The following is a 22,418-nucleotide window of genomic DNA, read 5'->3' on the forward strand; positions in this document are numbered from 1 at the left end:
ACACACAAGGAGGCCGTCAACATGAGATCAGTGAGACCGCAACGTTCATTACCGGCTGCAGCTGCTGTTGCTGTATTAATGCTGGCCCTTACCGCTTGCGGGGGACAAAGCCCGGCAGAGGCGCCAGGCGAGCCCACGGCAACGGCTGCCCCGTCACAGACAGAGAATGCTGCACCGGTATCACCTTCACCCGCCCCTGTGCCTACAGAAGAAGCGGCGCAGGTCATCCGCGGGACAGGAACCTATATCGGCCAGATTGATAATCATTCCGTGGAAATCGAAACGGAAGAAGGTCCGACTGCATTTGAGCTGGGAGCAGGTACCGAGGACGTTCCAGAAGGACTTGAGATGGATGATCATGTACTAATTGAATATGTGGAAAAAGCAGTGGAAGGCGATCCCTCAGTAGTCCAGCGGATTCTGTCCAGACTGGAAAAGGCGGAAGCCGGCGGGGGAGCGGATTCTGCTGAAGTCCTGCCGCCTACAAAAGCCTTCAAGCTGACACTTGAAGGCATGGAGGAGGAGAAGACGGCGAATTTGGCCGAGGGGGAAGGCTATTCGCTGTATGTATTTGATATCTTCACCTTTGACAGAACGGCCGGGAGGCTTGCTATGAAGGTGGATCCCGGCTATTATGCCGACATAACCCGGCTGCCCTCCGATTTCAACCTGGACGAGCTGGAAGCAGAAGGCCGGAAAGCCCTATCTGCTACAGGAGAGATTACCAAGCTGAGCCAGGAGGAGCGTGAACGGCGGATGTCAGGGATAAGGCTGTATCTCACGGCGATGGGCTCCGGGGTAACGAGCCAATATATTGTTAAAGAAATTGACGGCCAAGGCTACATCATCCGCATGAATATTCCGCAGCGGGAGGCCTCGGAGGGGTTCGGACCGCATGTCTATGCTTCACTGGATTCCATCGTCAGCCGCTGATCTTAACAGAACAGGGCCGCTCCGGATTTAACCGGGCGGCCCTGTTTCTGTGTAAACCATAGAGCCGCAAGAATCAGGCTCCGGCATTTACCAGTACAGTAGCAATCATTAGCATGAACAGAATAAGAATGATTGCATTGATAATGGTGCCGATGATGGCGAAACCTTTTTTGCGCCTGCGGAGGGTAAGGCCGATAATCCCGACAACAGCACCGGCTATGTTAACCGCTACAAGAATGATGACGGCCAGACCCAGCATCATGATGGCTTGCGATGAATCATTGATTACATCGTTGCTGCTGTTAAGGATGGAAGTCGCCTGCATGCCTGCGTAGACAAAGGCAATGGCATATCCGATAACGGTTACCAGGGCAATCACGAAAGAAGCGATCCCCGGGCCGGAATGCTTGTAATCGCGTTTGTTCTCCTCATACCCGTATCCCGGGTTGGTTTCCGGCTGCATGCCTGCCCCGGTCAGTGGAGACTCGGGCGGGCTGCCCGGCAGGTCGGTTTTGGGCGGGTATTGTTGATCCATATTCAGCACTCCTCGTAATGGGGATGAAGACTTATACTTCCACTTTTTCATAAGACAGCTGTAAAAGCAAGACATAACGCAAAAATTCTGCCAGTCCTCCCTTGCTGGAAAACGCAGGCTCCGATAAGTTAAGATAAGGAAAGCTTACTGAAGAGGGGGTGTGACATTAGTGCAGCGAAGATTTATAGCCTGGGGTGCATTGCTTACGATGCTGTCGGTGATGATTGGCGCGTTTGGGGCCCATATGCTGAAGTCTGTAATCAGCAGTGAGCATCTGGCTGTGTATGAGACAGGCGTTCAATATCACATGGCTCATGCACTTGGCCTGCTGCTGATAGGCGTGCTTATCGGGCAATGGGGAGAAAGTACCCGGCTGCGCTGGGCCGGCAGGCTGCTGATAACGGGCATAGTATTGTTCTCCGGCAGCCTTTACGTGCTGAGCATTTCCGGAATCAGCCTCTTAGGGGCTATTACGCCCCTGGGCGGAGTCAGCTTTATCGCCGGCTGGTTTTGCCTCGCCTTGGAAGCCTTCTCCCGCAAGCAATAAGGCCAAAACACCAACAGGCACCTGCCCGCATCGTACCGGCGGGAGGTGCCTGTTGGTGTACCTGTAAAGAATAATCTTACACAAATTCATCAATTTCATAAATTTTAAAGGTATACACTTGCTTCTCGTCGACATGATAGACGCTGATGGTCGATGACTCTTCATCGAAATTCAGAATCCGGCAGGGCATGGAGACCTGGTTGCCGGGCCTGTTCGTACGCAGACGGACCAGCTGATTGTTCTTAATGTATTGGCGGATTTTTGCAAAAGCATCAACGGGGCTGTCAGCTGCAGATTTAGCTGCGGCTGGCTTTTCGGTCGTCCCTGCCTTTTTGCTATCGGGCTTAACCGGCATTTTGAACGGCACCGGCGGCTGTACAGGCTCCTGATTCAGGGCTGCTTTGGCTGAGCGGAGCAGCGTGTCGATGCTTCTTCCCAGTTCAAGACCTGAGTTAATTTTGAAATCCGTGACCTTATCGCTATTGTTATTCAGTATTTCGAGTAAATATTGCAGGGCTAGCGGGTTGGTACGGGCATTGATCAGGATGTCGACGTTAAACAGGTAATTACCGTCCGTATTTTGCAGTTTCTTGTCCATAAATCCCCCAGCTTTTCATTAAATCATTTCATTTAATTGTTTCGTAGTCATTTCACAAGCCAAGTAAACTATACCACTAAATAGCAGATAATCATATACTTCTTTGTCCGGAATAAGGACCAGCGGCCCATGTAATTTATAGACCGTCTAGTCCATACGTCCACACCCCGGCATGCAGGGGAGCATACACATACAATGTGACTGTGACAAAAAGGAGGAACTGCAAAGTGGTGACGTTGGAGCCTGTTCAGGTAGGCGGACATACGCTGGTTGGTGTCGAGGTGAAGCTGCCCAAAACAACCCTGCTGACGGTCAGCACGGACCGGGGATATATTATGTGCGGAGCACTCGATGTAGGTCTGTTGAACGAGATGCTGGCTGACCGGAAGATCATTGCGGCAAGGGCGGTAGGTGTGCGTACGCTGGCTCAGCTGCTTGCCGCTCCGCTGGAGTCTGTTACCATAGAGGCCGGGAAGCTGGGCATAGTTCCGGGGATGACCGGTGAAGAAGCGCTGCTGCTTATGCTGTAGGCGGTGCATTTTCAACGTATTGAAAAGCTGTTAAGGGGCCGCTGAGGCCCCTTTAATTGTGCCGGAACGGGCAGCGGATAAGCCGGCAATAGATGGTCATCCTACATAAGAGGAAGCTGCATACCCTCGCCCGCGGACTGCCGGGAATGCCGGGGGGGACGTTGTTTCGTGCCCGGTTATGAAGGGTACAATGAATATAGACAACTGCTGCCGGAGGTTGGACATGCAGCCGGCAAATATTATGGATAAGGATGGGATCAATAATGGCTAAAGCAACAAACAAAGTCGACACAACTTCAGTGGAACAAGTACTTAACCGCCAGGTGGCGAACCTGAACATACTATACGTCAAGCTTCATAATTACCACTGGTACGTTAAGGGGGAGCAATTCTTCTCCCTGCATGTGAAATTTGAAGAGCTGTATGACGATGTAACCCTTAAAATGGACGAGGTAGCTGAACGCCTGCTAAGCATCAAGGGCAAACCTGCTGCAACGCTGAAGGAATATCTGGAGATCGGGACGATCCAGGAAGCAACGGGCAAGGAAGATACCCGCGGTATGGTACAGACCCTGATAGAGGATTTTGCAACAGTAGCGGAAGAGCTGACTGAAGGCATCGAGCTGGCTGAGCAGGCCAGTGACCAGCCGACAGCGGACCTGTTCATCAAAATCCGCACCGATCTGGAAAAGAACCAGTGGATGCTTCGTTCTTTCCTGGGCGCGTAACACTGCAAGTACTATGACAGTAGGATATAGAGCCTCCCGCGTGGAGGCTCTATATTTTTTTGCAGGAACGTTTTCAGGGAATTCTCAGCCAAATATTTCTTTGTCGGATGTGATTCAGGCTATTTGTAGACTGCGTCTGCAAGTTATATAATCCATAGTAAATCTCCTGTTATGTAACTGGAGCCGGAAAGGGGAAGACTGCTCTTGAATATGAATTCTGTCGCACTAAAGGAATGGGCTTCAGCTGTACATGCCCTGGCCGGAGGACAGCAGATAGTCCTGCTGCGCAAAGGAGGCATTGCGGAGGAGACCAGAAGGTTTGAGCTGAAGAGCCCTTCGTTTTTTCTTTACCCCACCTATGAGCATCAGCGTGAAGAGCTCCTGAAGGAATCGTACCGTCATCTGGTCACAGAGACACTGGCAGAGGAGACGGCTTCCGGTGGCGGGACAGTTCCGCTGGCAGTGTACGCCGAAGCTGCTGACGATATTGAGATCCGGGATTTGGAACAGCTTGAGCTGCTGTACCCTTATCATATCTGGAGCGGGCAGCTGGCTGCCGAACGTTTGCGCTGGAAGGCTAAGGAGCCGCTGCATGTTCTGCTGCTGCGCGTATATGTTAGCGATGCTGCCGTGTCTGTACCGGTACTGCCTGAGTACTCGGGTTGCCGTTCCTGGATTGAATTGGCTGATATGCCGCCGGCGCAGCAATGGAAGCCGGTTCTCAGCGATAGTGAGTTTGAGCACAGAAGAAATGAAATTCTGTCTGCTCTTGGCAGGTAGTATGCCATACAACACGGCAAAAAAGGGCAGAATTACCGTGAAAAATGAAAAGCAGTATTTGAAAAAAGACATCCTTTGTAATAAAATTAGTGAGAATCATTGATAATCATTATGATTCTGTTTATAATTATTATAATGTGATATACAATCTAATTGTGCTGGCGATCAGGGAAATCCTGTGACAATACAACTTTCTGATTTCGCAAATTGACGAGTGGAGGGAATATTAATTATGGCAGCAGATTTTGTCATTGAAGGACTAAAAGCGAACATTGAAGGAAAAGAGATTCTGAAGGGGATCAATATTCAGATGAAGGGCGGAGAAATTCACGCCATCATGGGACCGAACGGTACCGGTAAAAGTACACTTGCTTCGGCACTTATGGGTCACCCTAAATATGAGGTTACTGAAGGTACAGCTGTTCTAGACGGTGAAGATCTGCTGGAAATGGCAGTAGATGAGCGTGCACGTGCAGGCCTGTTCCTGGCAATGCAGTATCCGAGCGAAATTGCCGGTGTAACCAACTCCGACTTTTTGCGCAGCGCGATTAATTCCCGCCGTGAAGAAGGGAAAGAAATTTCCCTGATCCGCTTCATCCGCCAGATGGAAGCGAAGATGAAGGAACTGGAGATGAATCCGGAATTCCTGCACCGTTATTTGAATGAAGGCTTCTCCGGCGGTGAGAAGAAGCGCAATGAAATACTACAGATGATGATGCTGGACCCGAAGATCGTCATTCTTGATGAGATTGACTCCGGCCTTGATATTGATGCATTGAAGATTGTTGCTGAAGGTGTAAATGCCATGAGAAGCCCGGAACGCGGTTTCCTCGTTATTACCCACTATCAGCGCCTGCTTAACTACATCAAGCCTGATTTCGTTCATGTCATGATGCAGGGACGTATTGTTAAATCCGGCGGACCTGAGCTGGCTGAGCGTCTGGAAGCAGAAGGCTATGAATGGGTTAAGGAAGAGCTCGGCATTGAAGATGAAACTGTAGGACAAGAAGTTTAATTCATACACCAGGAAGGAGGAAACCACTTATGACGACGCAAACCATTCTTCCGGTGGATGCCGAGCGGCTCAGCGAATTATCACTGAGCGGCGGTGAGCCGGGCTGGCTGAAGGACAGCCGCCTGCAGGCGCTGGCACTGGCAGCCGAACTGGAGCTGCCGAAACTGGAGAAGACGCGGATTGACCGCTGGAACGTGAACAACTATGGAAGCTACAAAGCGGCTAAGCTGCTTACTGCCCTCAATGAAGCACCTTCAGCTATTGCTGCGCTGATTAAGGACCAGGAAGAAGGAAGCCTGATCATTCAGCATAATTCAGGTGTTGTCTATACACGTCTGGCGCCTGAGCTGGCTGCACAGGGCGTAATCTTCACTGATCTGCAGACAGCTGCCAAAGAGCATGGAGATCTTGTGCAGCGTTATCTGCATAAAGCTGTACTCCCGGGCGAGCATTCAATTGCTGCGCTGCATGCGGCACTGTGGAACGGCGGTGTATTCCTCTATGTTCCTAAGAATGTTGTTATTGATACTCCGCTGCAGGCAGTCCTGCTCACCGATGATGCTGAGGCGTCTTTTGTTCCGCATATCCTGGTCGTTGCTGACACCAACAGCTCTGTTACTTATGTAGACAACTATGTATCCGACAAGGCTGAAGCAGGTCTGCACAACGGGGCAGTTGAAGTGTTCGTCGGCGCAGGGGCAAAGGTGCGTTATGCGACAGTCCATCAGCTTGGGGAGGACACCACAGATGTTACTTACCGCCGGGCTGTTGTTGAGAATGACGGCACGATCGAGTGGATTGTCGGAGAGATGAACTATGGCGACACTGCTAGCGATACCAAGTCCGTGCTTAAGGGCAACGGCTCAAGCTCTGACGCCAAAGTGATTGCAGTAGGCTCGGGTTCCCAGAAATTGAACTACACTACCCAAGCACAGCATTTCGGCAAAAACACACCAAGTGACATGATTACCCGCGCGGTAATGCGTGAATCAGCCAATTCCATCATTAACGGGATTACGAAGATCGAGAAGGGTGCGACAAGAGCTGACGGCCAGCAGACTGAAAAAGTACTGATGCTGAGCCCGAAAGCGCGCGGAGATGCCAATCCGATTCTGCTCATAGACGAAGATGATGTAACAGCAGGCCATGCCGCTTCCGTAGGACAGGTCAATCCCGAGCAGGTCTATTACCTGATGTCCCGCGGAATTACACGGCATGACGCAGAGAAACTTATCATTTACGGCTTCCTGGCACCTGTCGTGTCGCAAATTCCACTTGAGGGACTGCGTAATCAGCTCCAGACTCTTGTGGAAAGGAAGTTGGGCCAATGATTAACAGCAGTATCCGGGATCAGTTTCCCATCCTGAACCAGAAGATTAACGGTCATCCGCTCGTTTATCTGGACAGTGCGGCGACCTCACAGAAGCCGCGTCAGGTTATCGAGGCGGTCAAAGCCTATTATGAATGGGATAATTCGAATGTGCACCGCGGTGTTCACACCTTAGGCAGCCGGGCAACGGATGCTTATGAAGGCGCACGTGAGAAGGTAGCGAAGTTCATTAACGCCCGCAGCGTCAAGGAGATTATATTCACCCGCGGAACTACTACGGCACTGAATATTGTTGCATCCTCCTATGGCCCTGCTGCAGTCGGTGAAGGTGATGAGATCGTCATTACCCAGATGGAGCATCACAGCAATTTCATTCCGTGGCAGCAGCTGGCTAAGCGGACAGGGGCTACCCTGAAGTTTATCCCGCTGCAGCAGGACGGAACGGTTACGCTGGAGGATGCGGAGGCTACCATTACGGACAAGACGAAAATTGTAGCCATCGCTTATGTCTCCAACGTAATGGGTGTTACGAATCCCGTTAAAGAGCTTGCTGCTCTTGCACACCGCAACGGCGCAGTCATTGTTGTGGATGGTGCGCAGAGTACTCCGCACATGAAGGTCGATGTTCAGGACCTGGACTGCGACTTCTACGCGTTTTCCGGCCATAAGATGCTGGCTCCGACCGGTATCGGTGCTCTGTACGGCAAAAAAGCCTTGCTTGAAGCAATGGAGCCGGTTGAATTCGGCGGAGAGATGATTGATGATGTCGGCCTTTACGAATCGACCTGGAAGGAGCTTCCGTGGAAGTTCGAAGGCGGTACACCAATTATTGCCGGTGCTGTCGGTCTTGGAGCAGCCATAGATTTTCTGCAGGAGATCGGGCTGGACAATATCCACCGTCATGAAATGCAGCTTGCCGCCTATGCGGAGCAGAAGCTGTCTGAGATAAGCGATCTGTCCATCTACGGGCCGCGCAACCGTCAGGTGGGTGTAGTAACCTTTAATCTCGGTGACGTCCATCCGCATGATGTTGCCACCGTACTTGATGCCGAAGGCATTGCCGTGCGGGCCGGACATCATTGCTGCCAGCCGCTGATGCGCTGGCTGCAGGTCAGCTCAACAGCCCGGGCCAGCTTCTATCTCTACAATACGGAAGAGGATGTAGATGCGCTGGTTAAAGGCCTAATCAAGGCAAAGGAGTACTTCTCTTATGAACTTGGATGACCTGTATAGACGCGTTATTATGGATCATTATAAAAATCCCCGGAACCGCGGTTCATTTGAAGACGATGCCTTAAAGATCGAACTGAACAACCCGACCTGCGGCGACCGTATTACGCTGCAGCTTAAGGTAGAGGACGGCATCGTTAAGGATGCGCGCTACAGCGGCGAAGGCTGCTCGATCAGCATGTCTTCCGCTTCCATGATGACGGAAGCGGTCAAAGGCCAGAGCATCGAACATGCGCTTGAGCTTGCTGACAGCTTTTCCTCACTGATGAAGGGTGAAGATGCAGATTTCGGAGACTACGAAGATATAGAAGCCCTGTCCGGTGTTAATAAATTTCCGGCGCGGATCAAATGTGCTACCCTGGCCTGGAACGCGCTGCGCAAGGGCATTGAAACAGAAGAAGGGCACCAACAACATTAGAACAAGGAGGCTGACACCATGGCTAAGAAAGCGCCTGATATGGAAGAGTACCAGTACGGGTTCCGTGATGAGCATAAGTCGATATTTCAGTCTGGTAAAGGACTCACGGAAGAAATTGTCCGCGAAATCTCCGCAATCAAAAACGAGCCGGAGTGGATGCTTAACTTCCGCCTGAAATCCCTGGAGCAGTTCCGCAAAATGCCGATGCCTAAATGGGGCGGCAATCTGGATGATCTGGATTTCGAAGATATTCAATATTATGTAAGACCTTCCGAGAAGCAAGGAAAAACATGGGAAGAGGTTCCTTCCGAGATCAAGGAAACCTTTGACAAGCTTGGTATTCCGGAGGCAGAACAAAAGTTCCTCGCCGGTGTATCGGCACAGTATGAATCCGAGGTAGTCTACCACAGCATGCAGAAGGATCTTTCGGATCAGGGTGTTATCTTCACGGATACGGATACTGCACTCCGTGAGCATCCTGAGCTGTTCAAGAAATTCTTCGGTACGATCATTCCTCCGGCTGACAACAAATTTGCCGCACTTAACAGTGCAGTATGGTCAGGCGGCAGCTTCATCTATGTTCCAAAAGGCGTGAAATGCGAAGTGCCTCTGCAGGCATACTTCCGCATCAACTCTGAGAACATGGGACAGTTCGAGCGTACCCTGATCCTTGCGGATGAGGACAGCTTCGTGCATTATGTGGAAGGCTGTACAGCGCCGATCTACAGCACGAATTCCCTGCACAGCGCAGTTGTTGAGATTCTGTGTATGAAGAACGCACGCGTTCGTTACACTACGATCCAGAACTGGGCACCAAACATCTACAACCTGGTAACCAAACGTGCGGTAGCCGAAGAAAATGCCACCATGGAATGGGTTGACGGCAACATCGGCTCCAAGCTGACGATGAAATACCCTGCGGTTGTCCTCAAAGGACGCGGAGCCAAAGGTTCGGTATTGTCCATCGCAGTTGCCGGCAAAGACCAGCACCAGGATGCAGGCGCCAAGATGATTCACCTGGCACCTGACACAACATCGACCATCGTCTCCAAATCCATCAGTAAGCACGGCGGCAAGGTAACTTACCGCGGTCTCGCTTCCTTTGGCCGTCAGGCAGAAGGCGCGAAGGCTAACATCAAGTGCGATACGCTGATTCTGGATAACCAGTCTACTTCAGATACAATTCCGTACAACGAGATCATGAATGATAATGTCATTCTTGAACATGAAGCCACGGTATCCAAGGTATCCGAAGAGCAGCTGTTCTATCTGATGAGCCGCGGCCTGACTGAGGCTGATGCTACACAGATGATCATCATGGGCTTTATCGAGCCGTTCACCAAAGAGCTGCCGATGGAATACGCGGTGGAAATGAACAGATTGATTAAGTTCGAAATGGAAGGAAGCATCGGTTAATTCTTCTTTATAGAAGGACCGGACCTATGTAACCTTACAATCGTTTACGATAACGTATAAAGTAGTGCCCGCTGTCATCCTGACACTGAAGTGTCCGAGATAAGCGGGCACTTTTTTTGATTTCGGCTACCAACCTGTCAGAAGTTAACCGTTAAGTGACGTGGTGCAGTTAGTAAAGCCTGAATAAGGCGGAAGTATTGCCGAGGAAATAACAGCCGGCGGCTTATCATAGCTGCTTAGGCGGCGGAGTGAGAAAGAAGTATATTGGTGGAGGAGCTATTACTTTTGATCATTTGATTGCAGATAAATACATATAATAACTTTTATGGATAAATAGTTGGTGAAAAATGCTGTTTTCAGCGCAAAATCCGGTGAAATGTACGTTGAATTATGCTAAAGCTAAATTGAGCAGCATTTGTAAGGAAACGGGAGCAATTAAAGATACGGCAGTCATTATAGGCCAGGTTAAGCCTGATTTAACCGGAAAAAACATGGAATATGGACGTTTCTCCCCTTTGCCGCATTAAAACATGGGTGATAAACTGCTTAAAGCCGCTAATGTGAAAGCGCTAATAAATATGGCTTACGATGTGAGGTTAAGCTTTAAGGAGGAGAGAAATGGATGTTCTCAGGCAACTGCGGGGCTTTTACCGGGAGAAGCTGCATTATTTAATTCTGTCGATTATAGCTTTGGCCGCCGCAACTGCAGTGGGGCTTATAACCCCGAATTTGCTTAGAAGACTGATTGATGATGTTATTGTTCCCCTGAAATTTACAGAGGTGCCGGTATTGGCCCTCAGTGTTGCTGCAGTCGTCATTGTAAAAGCCTGCCTGCAATTTGCCCATGGTTTTTTTGGCGGACGGCTGGGTAACTTTCTGGCCTACCGTCTGCGTAACGCCTGTTATGAGAAGCTGCAATTCCTGTCTTTCCGTTATTACGATACTGCCAAGACAGGCGATCTGATGTCCCGTTTAACCGGGGACCTGGAAGCAATCCGTAACTTTATCGGCTTCGGCTTCGCACAATTGCTGAATGTATTTTTTATGGTGCTGTTCGGCTCCATTATGATGTTCACTATTAATTGGCAGCTGACGCTTGTTACCCTGGTTACGATGCCGTTTCTGGCGGCTGTAGCCTTCAAATTTGAATCGAAAATTCATCCCGCCTTTCAGGAGATGCGGCTTGCCTTAAGCTCTCTGACTACGGCTGTACAGGAGAATGTTACCGGTGTGCGGACGGTTAAATCCTTCGCCAGGGAGGATTATGAGGTTCAGAAATTCTCGCACCGTAATGAACGCTATAAAGATAACCAAATTTTTGCGGCTGAGCTGTGGAGCAAGTTTTTCCCGGTGATGGAGCTGCTGGCCTCGGTCAGTATTGCCATTCTGCTTGGTGTCGGCGGAACACTGGTCATAAAAGGGAATATGTCACTGGGTGAGCTTGTAGCCTTTTTCAGCCTGATCTGGTACATTATCGGTCCGGTATGGGGACTTGGCTTCCATATCAATAACTATACGCAGTCCAAAGCCTCCGGAGAACGGGTGCTCGAAGTGCTCAACCAGCGGATTGATGTACAGGATAAGGCAGATGCTCTTCCGCTGGATTCCTCTAAGGTTAAGGGTGAGGTTATCTTCAATCATGTAACCTTTGCTTACGGAAACAAAATGCCTGCTGTTAAGGATATTCACTTTGAAGCAAAACCAGGCGCAGTAATCGGCTTCCTGGGCGGAACCGGCTCCGGTAAATCAACGATTACCCAGCTGATGATGCGTGCTTATGATGTGAATGAAGGCAGTATTACACTGGATGGTACTGATATCCGGGAGTACAATGTGCGCAGTCTGCGTTCACAGATTTCTACTGTTTTTCAGGAGACGTTTCTGTTCTCCTCATCCATCCGCAATAATATTTCATACGGTCTCAAAAATGTTAGCATGGACGAGATCATCCGGGCGGCTCAGCTTGCCAAAGCCCACGATTTCATTATGGAGATGCCGGAAGGCTACGATACGGTGGTTGGAGAACGGGGGATGGGGCTTTCCGGCGGACAAAAGCAGCGTATTGCCATTGCCAGGGCATTGCTGAAGAATCCGCGGATTCTGATTCTTGATGATGCAACGAGTGCGGTTGATATGGAGACAGAGCACGAGATTCAGGCCGGCTTCCAGGAGGTTATGCGCGGACGCACCACACTGATTATCGCCCACCGGATTTCCTCGCTGCGCCATGCCGACCAGATCATCGTTATGGATCAGGGACGGATGGCGCAAACGGGCACGCACGCCGAGCTGATTGAGGTTCCCGGACCGTATCAGGATGTGTATAGGATTCAATATGCCGATTATCTGGCCAGAACGCAGGGTAGAGGGGAGGGGACGGAGCATGGAGCTTGAAAAGAAACAAGCGGCAGGCGGACCGGCAGGTAAGTCCGGTAAGGCCGGTAAGCAGGGTAAGGCTGCGGGACAGCTCCTTGAGGAGCGTTTTGTATACAAGGATGATGACCAGATTGACAAGGCCTTTGACTGGAGGCAGTTCACCCGCCTGTTCGGGTATATGAAGCCGTACGCGAAGCAAATGCTCCCGCTGGTATCTGTATTGATGATTCTGGGCACTGTAACCAAGCTGACCGTTCCTTTTCTGACCAGTATGGCCATTGATAAGGCAATTGCGCCCAAGGAAGGCAGTCCTAGCTTAACCCTGCTCTACATATTGACAGCAAGCGTAATCGTGTTATATCTGATCCAGTGGATTGCCGGGGTATACCGGATTAAGTACACGAATGTGATCGGCCAGCGGGTCATTTATGATCTGCGTTCAGATTTATTCCGGCATATCCAGAAGCTGTCCTTTAATTTCTTTGATAAACGGCCTGCCGGTTCGGTGCTGGTACGGGTAACGAATGATATTAACTCCCTGCAGGATCTGTTCACAAACGGAGTTGTCAATCTGATGATTGACTGTGTTCAGCTGGTCGGCATTATGGTCATTCTGTTGCTGATTAACTGGAAGCTGGGCTTGGCTGTAATGATTACTGTGCCGGTTATGTTCTTTGTGTCCACTAAGCTGCGCCAGAAAATCCGGATCGCCTGGCAGGATGTACGGATGAAGAACTCACGGATCAATTCCCATCTGAACGAGTCGATTCAGGGTATCCGGGTGACTCAGGCCTACACGCAGGAACAGGAGAACATGCAGTATTTTGACGCGATGAATATGGACAGCCGCAAATCCTGGAACAGGGCTTCGGCAATGAACCAGGGCTTTGGCCCGATTATCGAGGTTACCGGCGGGATCGGCACGATGATTCTGTTCTGGTACGGCGCTTATCTGATCCAGTCAGGCGAGCTTACAGTAGGTTACCTGGTTGCATTCAGTACGTACGTCAGCAATTTCTGGGACCCGATTAACAGGCTGGGCCAGATGTACAACCAGCTGCTGGTGGCTATGGCATCCTCGGAGCGGATTTTTGAATACCTGGATGAGCAGCCTGCGGTGCAGGATAAGCCGGATGCCAAGCCGCTGCCGAAGATTCAGGGGAATATCAGCTTCAAGAACGTCGTATTTGAGTATGAAAAGGGACGGGCGGCGTTAAAGGGGATTTCGCTCGACGTCAAAGCCGGCCAGTCTATAGCGCTTGTCGGGCATACCGGCTCAGGGAAGAGTACCATTATTAACCTGATTGGGCGTTTCTATGATATTAAAAGCGGCGGGCTGACAATAGACGGCCAGGATGTGCGTGAAGTTCAGCTGCAGACTCTGCGCGAGCAGATCGGGATTGTGCTGCAGGATACGTTCATTTTCTCGGGAACGATCCGGGACAATATCCGTTTCGGACGTCTGGATGCAACCGACCTGGAGATCGAAGAGGTAGCCAAAGCAGTGGATGCGCATGAATTCATCACGAAGCTGCCCCGCGGCTATGACACAGAGGTAGAGGAGCGGGGCAGCGCCTTGTCGATGGGACAGCGCCAGCTGCTATCTTTTGCCCGTGCGCTCCTGGCTGACCCGCGGATTCTGATTCTGGATGAAGCTACTGCAAGTATTGATACCGAGACAGAGATCAAAATCCAGGACGCGCTGAAAATCCTGCTCAAGGGCCGGACCTCCTTTATCGTGGCTCACAGGCTTTCAACGATCCGACATGCCGACAAAATTGTCGTGCTGGATCACGGTGAGATCAAGGAAGAAGGAACCCATGCCGAGCTTACGGCACGGGACGGCATTTATAACGGATTGATTGAAGCGCAATTCCGCTTCCTCTAATAGTAAAGTCAGCAGCCCGTCTCCGGATTATTGGAGACGGGCTGTTTGCCTGGAAAAGGGTTATCCGGTGGTGTGCCCGCCATGGTGCCAGCGGAGCTGCTGAGAAGCTTCATCTGCATATTAGCTGGAAAAACGTCCGCTAATTCAGCTTATTTCTCTGTTAACTGACTATTAAGCGGAAAGAATCCGTTTACATTATGTGAAATGCAGGTTTTTATCCGAAAAGGGATGGATTAGGTGGACAATATCCCGCTAATTACAAATGTTAGATCAGCAAAAGTGATGTAAGTGGATACATTCCAACTATATAGATGGAACTTGTAAACTTAAGTTAAGGGAAGAGTGGCGGAGGGGAATTTTGAAACTGTAGGAGCGGTAGCGTCAGCCTGAAAGCTTTTCGAAGAAAAGCTCGTATCGGAAGCATAGGCAGGCAGTCTTCGGATTTCTACCGCTATAAGCGGTGTAAATCAAGAAATCTGAAGACAACAGCGGCCGGAAGTCCAAATATTCTCTGGAGTCGCGGTTAATCCCAAACTAGAAAAATCATTAGTTCAATCTATATAGACATCCGGTTCAAACGGCCAGCCCTGATATAATGGCTTGCATTCATATGTGTTTTGAAGATGAGAAGAGGTAACAGCGGCTTGAGCAAATTTTCTGTTGTGTGCAGCAGCGGTACAGCAGCCATTACCGGCGCCTAGGTGCTTTACCGCTGATACGCACCTCCTGAAGCTGAGCAGCAATGTCCTGCTGCCATAACGTATCTGCGGTTAATGCCGCAAGCTGTTCCTCCATATTCAGCCGGCTGATCTCCCAGCAGTAGACAGCGTTGGCGTGCAGGCAGTGTTGTTGTTCTGTAAGCTCTGCTTGCGTAAGCGGACGCTTGCAGCCTATGGTATACAGCTCAGCCAGCCGCTGATGAATCAGTAGCATTACTCCACCTCCGGTTTTTTACAGCTGTCTTTACAGCCTCGCCAGAGAATCCGGAGTCCAAACATTCTTGGAATTACCCTCCAATTGTCATCCAATTTCCATCCAATAACTATCCAATTACTATCCAATTACTAGTCAATGCCCCAATAGAAAGTGACTATTCCATTTCACTCAAATAAATAGCCCTCTTGTACCGCTAGCGGTCAGGGGGCCTTGTTCTTATTCCATATAAATTTCAATAATGGAAATTTGGCGTTCACGGGACAGATCAAGGAACATGCCGTCGCACTGCACCAGCGGACGGAAGACATCCAGCGGATTATTCATGATGATAACACCGATATCCCCGGTGCTGAGTAGCACTTTTTTATTGATGAAATTGGGCATCAGATGCTGGACAAAAGCCTGTACATGTCTGCCGTTTAGCTTGCCGAAGCTAAGCGAATTAAGCTCCCGCAGCACGGAGATAAGCTCCTGCTTCGACTGGTAGATCCGGTGGGTAGTCATTGCGCTGTAGGTATCGGCGACGGCTGCAATCTGGGCATAGGGATGAATTTCGGCTTTAGTCAGTCCATTCGGGTAGCCGCTGCCGTCTTCCCGCTCATGATGCTGCAGGGCAACCAGGGCTGTGAAGGGATCATCCATGGAATTGCGGATAATTTCATTGCCGTAAAGCGTATGTAATTTCACTTCTTCGTATTCAGCCGGTGTAAGCTTGCCCGGCTTCTTAAGTATGGCCGGGGAGACCCGGCAATTCCCGATGTCGATCAGATAACCGGCCCGGCCGATCTCATAACATTCCTGCTTGGAATATCCCAGCCAGGAAGCTATATAATAAGAAAGCATGCCAACCTGCAGGGAATGGTTATAGGTGTAATTATCTTCCCGGTCCAGCAGCAATAGGAGAGTTACCACATCCTTGTGCTTGTCCAATGCTTGCAGCGTGGGCTGCAGGATGTCATCAACGACAGACTGATTAAAGCTTCCTTTAGTCAACGCTTCCATGTATACGGATTCGAAGCCATCAATGCTGCTGTCGAAGCTGGCGGTTACTGCCTGGATAACGGAAGATCTGCTGGTCGGTACAACAGGCTCCTGCCGAGTCTCTTCAATATCTACATAATCTACCCCATGTTGTATCAGCTTGGATATCTCTTCCATCTGAAGAAGAGAGCCTTTGGGCAATACGTGCAGCCCTTTCGAACTAAAGGTATCCGACCGCAGAAAATCACCGGCTTTAAGATCCATGACGTGTACTCTCAATGCTAGGCCACCTTACTCATCGCAATTTTCCTCAGCATAGCAACAAAGCAGGAATTATTCAATGATTTTGCAGCATGTGCTAAAGCGGCTTATATTGTTCGGCCTTGGGGTCGGAGCCGAGCCAGGCTTCACCGGAGTCATTGATGTCTTTTTTCCATACAGGTACTGAGGCTTTCAGCTTCTCAATAGCAAACCGGCTTGCTTCATAACAGATATCACGGTGTGCGGCGGACACCGCGATAATGACACTTGCCTCTTTAAGTCCGACCAGGCCTGTACGGTGTGCAATTGCGCAATTCGCGTTCCAGCGGCTCTTAACTTCACTGCCGATTTCCTGCAGCTTGCCAAGCGCCATCGGTGTATAAGCTTCATAATGAAGCGCTGTTGTCCGCTGATCTCCGGTCATTTCTCTTGTGGTGCCGACAAACACCAGAGAAGCGCCGTGATTCTGATCCAGCACCTTATCGAGGAGGGCTTCTGCATTCAAGGGCTGACCGGTTATGCTGAATAGGCCGTCAGCTGTCTCACCGTCCGTCTGCTCTGGTTCTCCGCCGGATACAGGCGGAATCAGGGCGACTTCGGCATCTGCAGAAATAAGGGTGTCATCAGGTGCATATTCATGATCAACGGCTACTAGTGAAGTATGGATCTGCTGTGCGGCCTCAGGGTAGGAAGCGGCAAGCTGTGCCTTCAGGCTGCCTGCGGTCAGCGGAGCTTCCGGGACCTGAAATGTAAGTGTGGATGCGCTGAACAGCTCGGCCAGGCCGGCGAACAGGCGTATGGTTATCTGCATTATTCATTTCACCTCATGCTTCTAATAATGATTACAATATACCATATTGCCCTTGAAAATGTTATGCTAGGCTACATAAGATTACATGCCTGCCGCTTCTGCCGGAACGGCTTTACAGAAGGAAGGGAACTAGTGCTCATGGAGTCTGTACCGCAGAGACTGACGATACTTCATACAAATGATATACATAGCCATTTTGAGACGATGAGTCCCATTGCTGCCGGGATATCCGGCCTGAAGGCAGCCGCCGGTGAGGAAGCCGTGCTGCTGGTGGATATTGGTGACCATATGGACCGGGCTGCAGTGGAGACTGAAGGAACGATGGGCCAGGCGAACATTGATATTATTAATCTGACCGGATATGACGCGGTTACTATAGGTAACAACGAAGGCTTGACCTTCTCACCGGAGACGCTAGCCGCCATATTCTCCGGGCTGCAGTGCCCCGTAGTATGCTGTAATTTTCTTGATGCTGCCACAGGCCAGCCTCCGCTATGGATGAAGCGTCATGCCATCGTGGAGAAGAATGGGATCAGGATCGGCATAACCGGGGCTACTGCTGCGTTCACTTCCTTTTATGCCCTGCTGGGCTGGGACGTCAGAGATCCGGAGGAGGCGCTGCGTGAAGAGTGCCGCCAGCTGGCACAGCAGGCGGATCTTGTAATTATTCTGTCTCATCTGGGGCTGCCGGCAGATAAGCTGCTGGCAGAGCGGCTGGAAGGGGTTCATGCCATTCTGGGCGGTCACACCCACCATATGCTGGAGCAGCCGCTGATGATAAGCGGGACGGCTGTCTGCGGCGCGGGCAAGTTCGGCCGTTATCTGGGAAGGCTGCAGTTTGAGCGGCCGGAACCGGGAGTACCGTTCAGACTGGTGAGCGGAGAATGTATTGAACTGGATCAAAGGCTGACAGAAGCTGTTATTGCTCCTGCGGCTGCGCTGCATCTGCAGCAGGGGCAGGAGGCGCTGGAGGAGACTGTAGCGATTACCGGACAAGAGCTGCCGCTGAATCTGCTTGGAGAATCGCCCTTCGGCAATCTGCTCGCCCAGGCCGTGCGCCGTTTTACAGGCACCCGGCTGTCACTGGTCAATACCGGACAGCTGCTTGGGCCTCTTCCGGAAGGCAACATTACGGCAGGTATGCTGCACGCCCTATGTCCCTCGCCGATTAACTCCTGCGTTATAAGGCTTAAGGGCCAAGATATCCGGACAGCCCTGCTGCAGAGCCTCAGGGAGGAGTTCTGTACTAAGCCTATCTTTGGCTATGGTTTCAGGGGCAAAGTGCTCGGGAGCCTGGCCGCAGACGGATTAAAAATCTTGTACGATCCTGCCGTAATACCGTATGATAATAGTATTGCAGTTTTTGTCGAAGGGGAGCCGCTGGAGGATGATACAGAGTACGAGGTCGGTACTCTCGATATGTTCACCTTCCGCTCCGGCTATGAGAGTATTGCGAACGGGCGCGATCCGGTTTATCTGGTGCCCCATTTCCTGCGTGATCTGCTGCGGATTGAGCTTCAGCGTCCGGGAAGCCTTGAGGAAGCTGCTGCTATCCGCTGGGAGAGCACAGCCACATAAAAAACATCTACATAAACGCAATTATCGCAGCACAGGCAGAAGACGGGCCAGGTTCATTTTTTTAATCAAAATCAGGAGGAAGCCATGGATACAATTACAGCAATAATTCTCGCTATAGTTGAAGGTATCACCGAATTTATTCCCGTATCTTCAACCGGCCATATGATTCTTACCACCAAGCTGCTTGGCTTTGATGAGCAAAATTCGATCATGAAGACATATGAAATCGTGATCCAGCTCGGGGCCATTCTGGCTATCGCACTGGTCTACCGCAAACGTGTGCTGGACCTGCTCGGCATCGGCCGGAGCAACAGGGGCAGAGGCGGAGTTATGCCGGCCCCCCGGCTTAATCTGATCCACGTTATCCTGGGTATTGCTCCGGCGCTGGCGGTCGCTTTTTTTGCCAGGGACTTTATTAAAGGCCTCTTTGGAGCAACTACAGTACTCTGGGCGCTCGTTGCAGGGGGGATACTGATGATTGTGGCGGAGTGGTGGAACAAGCATAAGTCGCGTGTGACTGCGCATGAGCTGGATGATCTGTCGTACGGCCAGGCGCTGGCGATCGGCCTGTATCAGATTATTTCCGTATTATGGCCGGGATTCTCCCGTTCTGGTTCAACCATCTCAGGGGGGATGCTGAGCGGGGTAAGCTATAAGGCTTCGGCGGACTTCTCCTTCCTCATTGCGATTCCGATTATGTGTGCCGCATCCGGCTATGAGCTGCTGGATTCCTACAAGTATTTTACAAAGGATACCATAATGGATTTCGCGATAGGATTCGTAATTGCCTTTGTGGTTGCATACTTCGTGGTGGTATTATTTATGAAGCTGATCCAGAAGATCAGACCGACGCATTTTGCCATCTACCGTTTTATTCTGGCAGCTGTTTTCTGGCTGTTTATTATGCGTTAATTCAGGTTTACCCGTGATAACGGTATAGCATACAGTATTTCAAAAGACTTCGAATCAGAATAGTAATTTACCGTTAAAGGCAGGAGTGAGCCAAGGTGCGTTTAGTATCCGTGAATCGGCTTCAGGCTGGGATGAAGCTCGGAAAAAAGATTTATAATGATGAAGGACTGGTTCTGCTCGCTGACGGGATAGAACTTACGGATGCGTTAATTAAGCGGCTGGCTAAGATCGACATCGGCTATGTCTATATTGAGGATGCCCATACGGACGATGTTGTGATTACGTCAATGCTGCATGATGAGACGCGCAACCAGGCGCTCAAAGTTATCAGGAACCAGTTCCAGGAGATGTCCGGTGCCTCGGGGATTACCAAGGGCTTCTATCATCTGGACAAAAAATTCTCCAAAATTATGGATTCTATTCTGGATGATATGTCCTCCCAGGAAGATCCGATGATCATGCTGGCGGATATGCATACAGCAGATAATTACCTGTATGTCCATTCGCTTAACGTATGTCTTTATACACTGGTGCTTGGAATTGCTTACGGCTACAGCAGGGAAGAGCTGCGGGTACTCGGTCTTGGATCACTGCTGCATGACATCGGCAAAACCCAGATTCCGGTCAAAATCGTTCAGAAGCCCGGCATGCTGAGCGATGAGGAGTTCAAGCATATGCAGGCGCATACCGAGATCGGCTACCGGATTCTAAAAGAAGAGCCCAACATCCCGCTGCTTGCCGCTCACTGCGCATTTCAGCACCATGAACGGATCAACGGCTCCGGCTATCCGCGCGGCCTGACCGGCCCGCAGATCCATGAATATGCCAAGTGGCTTGGCGTTGCCGATTCCTATGATGCCATGACCTCCAACCGGATATACAAAAAGGCAATGCTGCCCCATCAGGCTGTAGAGGCGCTCTATGTAGGTTCAGGCACGCTATACGAGCAGAAGCAGCTGGAGCTGTTCAGAGACCGTGTAGCCATCTATCCGCTGGGGCTTACTGTCAAGCTGAGCACAGGCGAAAGCGGCGTTGTGGTCAAAATTGATCCTAGTACACCGCACAGGCCGGTAGTACGCATATTTACAGGGCCGGAAGATGAGCCGGTTACCCCGCATGAGCTGGATCTGGGCACGGCACTCTCTGTAGTGATATCTGATGTCTCTGAAAATGATGAACAGTGAAGTCTGCCAGAACCGCAGGAGCGGCGGCAGGGACTTCACCCGCAGCCCCCTGCCACCTAGCAGCGAGGAGCGAACAACGGGCAGCCGCAGCCGTGCGGCAGATAGTGCCTGTGTCCGCCCCGCTGTTTTTCGTTAGCTGCATATAAAAGGTGCTGCTGCAGACTGTGGCTTCAGAACATGACGATTTTTGGCTCGCCGTGGTATGATAAAAGGTAAGTTGCCTATCTTTTTCATATATTTGGGTTAATAATAAGGAATACGCATTAAAGGAGCAAGCAAAAATGAGTATATTAGAACCATCAAGATCAATGAAGGAGCTGTCGCCAAGCTACGATCCTTGGGATCCGATTACTTCACTCCGCCGGCATGGACGTCATGTGCTGACCAGTGTGGAGATGACGGTTACCAATCTATGTAATATGCGCTGTGAGCACTGTGCTGTCGGGGACAGCCTGACCATGAAGGAAGGGGACATGCTTCCGCTTACCAATATGCTGAAGCGCCTGGACGAGGTGGAGCATCTGCAGACCATCAGCATAACCGGGGGAGAGCCGATGTTTCGGGCTTCTACGGTAGATAATATGATTGTGCCGCTGCTGAAATATGCGCATGATCGAGGTATCCGCTCGCAGATCAATTCGAATCTCACCATGCCTTATGCCCGGTACGAGAAGCTCCTGCCATATCTGGACGTTATGCATATCTCCTTCAATTACGTGAACGGTGATGACTTCCACGAGGTCGGCTTCGCGAACAGCGGGCACCCGGTCGCGAAAGAAGCGGCCTACCGGCTGTATGAGACAATGATTGATAATTCCCGCCGGCTAAGTGAAGACGGTATGCTGATCTCGGCAGAATCCATGATTAACTACCGCACACACACGAAGCTGCCGCAAATTCATAAGCTGATCGGTGATATGGGGGCGCGGCGCCATGAGGTGCATCCGATGTATGCCTCCAGCTTCGCTTCCTCACTTCCTGTGCTATCGCTGAAGGAGATGGGGAATGCTATTCATTCCCTGCTGGACGCCCGTGATCCGGAGATGTGGATGCTGTTCGGCACTCTGCCGTTTTTTGCCTGCAGCGAACTTGAAGAGCACCAGACACTGCTGCGCAGGCTGCGTACAGAAAAGAATGTGACACTGCGCAATGATCCGGACGGACGCAACCGGGTTAATGTAAATATGTTTACCGGTGATGTATTCGTAACAGATTTTGCCGATATTTCTGCCTTTGGCAACATTGAAACGAACCGGCTGGATGATATTTTTGCTGAGTGGCTAAGCAGTCATCCCCTCAACCAGAAGGTTAATTGCTTCTGTGATGCTGCGGGCTGCTGCGGGCCAAATCTGCTGGTTGCTGATATGTACTATCCAAAGATCGATTTCAAATCAAGAAAAGCGATCACTTTGTAGAATCGAGGCGTTGTTA

The 22,418-nt window shown here is 50.6% G+C and carries 21 protein-coding genes; 16 read left to right on the plus strand and 5 right to left on the minus strand.

All coding sequences use genetic code 11. The features are described 5' to 3' along the window. Positions 1 to 21: 21 nt before the first annotated feature. Positions 22 to 933, plus strand: coding sequence for a DUF8580 domain-containing lipoprotein (locus R70331_RS09460; RefSeq protein ID WP_042174860.1), 912 nt, complete (start codon positions 22 to 24; stop codon positions 931 to 933). A gap of 73 nt (positions 934 to 1,006) precedes the next feature. Here R70331_RS09460 and R70331_RS09465 read toward each other — a convergent pair whose 3' ends face one another. Beyond that, entirely contained in the window at positions 1,007 to 1,468 is a 462-nt protein-coding gene (locus R70331_RS09465) for a hypothetical protein (RefSeq protein ID WP_052418994.1), read from the minus strand. Between the two features lie 169 nt (positions 1,469 to 1,637). Here R70331_RS09465 and R70331_RS09470 point away from each other — a divergent pair, with 169 nt between their 5' ends. Next, positions 1,638 to 2,015 carry a DUF423 domain-containing protein gene (locus tag R70331_RS09470; RefSeq protein WP_042174862.1) on the plus strand — a complete coding sequence of 126 codons (378 nt, stop codon included), beginning with the start codon at positions 1,638 to 1,640 and terminating at the stop codon, positions 2,013 to 2,015. A 76-nt stretch (positions 2,016 to 2,091) separates the two neighbouring features. Here the strand turns inward: R70331_RS09470 and R70331_RS09475 are convergent, their stop codons facing one another. Next, on the minus strand, positions 2,092 to 2,613 hold the full coding sequence (locus R70331_RS09475) for a hypothetical protein (RefSeq protein ID WP_042174864.1): 522 nt from the start codon (positions 2,611 to 2,613) through the stop codon (positions 2,092 to 2,094). A gap of 227 nt (positions 2,614 to 2,840) precedes the next feature. On the opposite strand from R70331_RS09475, the gene R70331_RS09480 reads away from it, so the two are divergent. The 10 genes from R70331_RS09480 to R70331_RS09525 all read left to right on the plus strand — a co-directional run bounded on the left by R70331_RS09480 (position 2,841) and on the right by R70331_RS09525 (position 14,324). Then, positions 2,841 to 3,143 (plus strand): YunC family protein, encoded by a 303-nt coding sequence (locus R70331_RS09480; RefSeq protein WP_042174865.1) that lies wholly within the window; start codon positions 2,841 to 2,843, stop codon positions 3,141 to 3,143. 263 nt (positions 3,144 to 3,406) lie between these two features. After that, positions 3,407 to 3,871: a Dps family protein gene (locus R70331_RS09485; RefSeq protein ID WP_042174867.1), complete on the plus strand. Its 465-nt coding sequence runs from the start codon at positions 3,407 to 3,409 to the stop codon at positions 3,869 to 3,871. A 210-nt stretch (positions 3,872 to 4,081) separates the two neighbouring features. Continuing rightward, the gene (locus R70331_RS09490) at positions 4,082 to 4,651 is read left to right on the plus strand and encodes a DUF1802 family protein (RefSeq protein WP_042182420.1); all 570 of its coding nucleotides are present in this window, start codon (positions 4,082 to 4,084) and stop codon (positions 4,649 to 4,651) included. Positions 4,652 to 4,883: 232 nt separating this feature from the next. Continuing rightward, positions 4,884 to 5,666, plus strand: coding sequence for a Fe-S cluster assembly ATPase SufC (gene sufC / locus R70331_RS09495; protein ID WP_042174869.1), 783 nt, complete (start codon positions 4,884 to 4,886; stop codon positions 5,664 to 5,666). 29 nt (positions 5,667 to 5,695) lie between these two features. Beyond that, the gene (sufD, locus tag R70331_RS09500; protein WP_042174871.1) at positions 5,696 to 6,997 is read left to right on the plus strand and encodes a Fe-S cluster assembly protein SufD; all 1,302 of its coding nucleotides are present in this window, start codon (positions 5,696 to 5,698) and stop codon (positions 6,995 to 6,997) included. Beyond that, complete coding sequence (locus tag R70331_RS09505) at positions 6,994 to 8,220, plus strand: cysteine desulfurase (protein WP_042174873.1); 1,227 nt, start codon at positions 6,994 to 6,996, stop codon at positions 8,218 to 8,220. Before sufD ends, R70331_RS09505 begins: the two co-directional genes overlap by 4 nt. Continuing rightward, the gene (sufU, locus tag R70331_RS09510) at positions 8,207 to 8,644 is read left to right on the plus strand and encodes a Fe-S cluster assembly sulfur transfer protein SufU (RefSeq protein WP_042174876.1); all 438 of its coding nucleotides are present in this window, start codon (positions 8,207 to 8,209) and stop codon (positions 8,642 to 8,644) included. The genes R70331_RS09505 and sufU overlap by 14 nt, the downstream gene beginning before the upstream one ends. Positions 8,645 to 8,662: 18 nt before the next feature. Continuing rightward, positions 8,663 to 10,060: a Fe-S cluster assembly protein SufB gene (gene sufB, locus R70331_RS09515; protein WP_042174878.1), complete on the plus strand. Its 1,398-nt coding sequence runs from the start codon at positions 8,663 to 8,665 to the stop codon at positions 10,058 to 10,060. A 618-nt stretch (positions 10,061 to 10,678) separates the two neighbouring features. Next, the gene (locus R70331_RS09520) at positions 10,679 to 12,454 is read left to right on the plus strand and encodes an ABC transporter ATP-binding protein (protein ID WP_042174880.1); all 1,776 of its coding nucleotides are present in this window, start codon (positions 10,679 to 10,681) and stop codon (positions 12,452 to 12,454) included. Continuing rightward, positions 12,444 to 14,324, plus strand: coding sequence for an ABC transporter ATP-binding protein (locus R70331_RS09525; protein ID WP_042174882.1), 1,881 nt, complete (start codon positions 12,444 to 12,446; stop codon positions 14,322 to 14,324). The genes R70331_RS09520 and R70331_RS09525 overlap by 11 nt, the downstream gene beginning before the upstream one ends. Before the next feature lie 687 nt (positions 14,325 to 15,011). Here R70331_RS09525 and R70331_RS09530 read toward each other — a convergent pair. From R70331_RS09530 to R70331_RS09540, 3 genes are all read right to left on the minus strand, one after another. Beyond that, positions 15,012 to 15,257 carry a DUF7667 family protein gene (locus R70331_RS09530; RefSeq protein ID WP_042174884.1) on the minus strand — a complete coding sequence of 82 codons (246 nt, stop codon included), beginning with the start codon at positions 15,255 to 15,257 and terminating at the stop codon, positions 15,012 to 15,014. A 219-nt stretch (positions 15,258 to 15,476) separates the two neighbouring features. Then, on the minus strand, positions 15,477 to 16,520 hold the full coding sequence (locus tag R70331_RS09535) for an HD-GYP domain-containing protein (RefSeq protein WP_042174886.1): 1,044 nt from the start codon (positions 16,518 to 16,520) through the stop codon (positions 15,477 to 15,479). Positions 16,521 to 16,599: 79 nt separating this feature from the next. Further along, positions 16,600 to 17,313 carry a molybdenum cofactor biosynthesis protein gene (locus R70331_RS09540; RefSeq protein WP_042174888.1) on the minus strand — a complete coding sequence of 238 codons (714 nt, stop codon included), beginning with the start codon at positions 17,311 to 17,313 and terminating at the stop codon, positions 16,600 to 16,602. Positions 17,314 to 17,451: 138 nt separating this feature from the next. Between R70331_RS09540 and R70331_RS09545 the strand changes: the two genes are divergently transcribed. The 4 genes from R70331_RS09545 (at position 17,452) to yfkAB (ending at position 22,402) form a co-directional block, all read left to right on the plus strand. Beyond that, entirely contained in the window at positions 17,452 to 18,891 is a 1,440-nt protein-coding gene (locus R70331_RS09545) for a bifunctional metallophosphatase/5'-nucleotidase (RefSeq protein ID WP_042174890.1), read from the plus strand. An 84-nt stretch (positions 18,892 to 18,975) separates the two neighbouring features. Next, on the plus strand, positions 18,976 to 19,803 hold the full coding sequence (locus R70331_RS09550; protein WP_042174891.1) for an undecaprenyl-diphosphate phosphatase: 828 nt from the start codon (positions 18,976 to 18,978) through the stop codon (positions 19,801 to 19,803). Between the two features lie 95 nt (positions 19,804 to 19,898). Further along, a complete protein-coding gene (locus R70331_RS09555; RefSeq protein WP_042174893.1) occupies positions 19,899 to 20,987 on the plus strand; it encodes an HD-GYP domain-containing protein in 1,089 nt (362 codons plus the stop codon). Between the two features lie 281 nt (positions 20,988 to 21,268). After that, complete coding sequence (gene yfkAB / locus R70331_RS09560) at positions 21,269 to 22,402, plus strand: radical SAM/CxCxxxxC motif protein YfkAB (RefSeq protein WP_042174894.1); 1,134 nt, start codon at positions 21,269 to 21,271, stop codon at positions 22,400 to 22,402. The last annotated feature ends 16 nt before the right edge of the window (positions 22,403 to 22,418 follow it).

The organism is Paenibacillus sp. FSL R7-0331 (assembly GCF_000758645.1).
In the GTDB taxonomy this organism is placed as follows: domain Bacteria; phylum Bacillota; class Bacilli; order Paenibacillales; family Paenibacillaceae; genus Paenibacillus_AQ; species Paenibacillus_AQ camerounensis.

Excerpts from the sequence above, each read along its gene's own strand:
- R70331_RS09460 (WP_042174860.1), top strand. The coding sequence starts at position 22 with ATGAGATCAGTGAGACCGCAACGTTCATTACCGGCTGCAGCTGCTGTT.
- R70331_RS09465 (WP_052418994.1), bottom strand. The coding sequence starts at position 1,468 with ATGGATCAACAATACCCGCCCAAAACCGACCTGCCGGGCAGCCCGCCC.
- R70331_RS09475 (WP_042174864.1), bottom strand. The coding sequence starts at position 2,613 with ATGGACAAGAAACTGCAAAATACGGACGGTAATTACCTGTTTAACGTC.
- R70331_RS09485 (WP_042174867.1), top strand. The coding sequence starts at position 3,407 with ATGGCTAAAGCAACAAACAAAGTCGACACAACTTCAGTGGAACAAGTA.
- R70331_RS09490 (WP_042182420.1), top strand. The coding sequence starts at position 4,082 with ATGAATTCTGTCGCACTAAAGGAATGGGCTTCAGCTGTACATGCCCTG.
- sufC (WP_042174869.1), top strand. The coding sequence starts at position 4,884 with ATGGCAGCAGATTTTGTCATTGAAGGACTAAAAGCGAACATTGAAGGA.
- sufD (WP_042174871.1), top strand. The coding sequence starts at position 5,696 with ATGACGACGCAAACCATTCTTCCGGTGGATGCCGAGCGGCTCAGCGAA.
- R70331_RS09505 (WP_042174873.1), top strand. The coding sequence starts at position 6,994 with ATGATTAACAGCAGTATCCGGGATCAGTTTCCCATCCTGAACCAGAAG.
- sufU (WP_042174876.1), top strand. The coding sequence starts at position 8,207 with ATGAACTTGGATGACCTGTATAGACGCGTTATTATGGATCATTATAAA.
- sufB (WP_042174878.1), top strand. The coding sequence starts at position 8,663 with ATGGCTAAGAAAGCGCCTGATATGGAAGAGTACCAGTACGGGTTCCGT.
- R70331_RS09520 (WP_042174880.1), top strand. The coding sequence starts at position 10,679 with ATGGATGTTCTCAGGCAACTGCGGGGCTTTTACCGGGAGAAGCTGCAT.
- R70331_RS09525 (WP_042174882.1), top strand. The coding sequence starts at position 12,444 with ATGGAGCTTGAAAAGAAACAAGCGGCAGGCGGACCGGCAGGTAAGTCC.
- R70331_RS09530 (WP_042174884.1), bottom strand. The coding sequence starts at position 15,257 with ATGCTACTGATTCATCAGCGGCTGGCTGAGCTGTATACCATAGGCTGC.
- R70331_RS09540 (WP_042174888.1), bottom strand. The coding sequence starts at position 17,313 with ATGCAGATAACCATACGCCTGTTCGCCGGCCTGGCCGAGCTGTTCAGC.
- R70331_RS09545 (WP_042174890.1), top strand. The coding sequence starts at position 17,452 with ATGGAGTCTGTACCGCAGAGACTGACGATACTTCATACAAATGATATA.
- R70331_RS09550 (WP_042174891.1), top strand. The coding sequence starts at position 18,976 with ATGGATACAATTACAGCAATAATTCTCGCTATAGTTGAAGGTATCACC.
- yfkAB (WP_042174894.1), top strand. The coding sequence starts at position 21,269 with ATGAGTATATTAGAACCATCAAGATCAATGAAGGAGCTGTCGCCAAGC.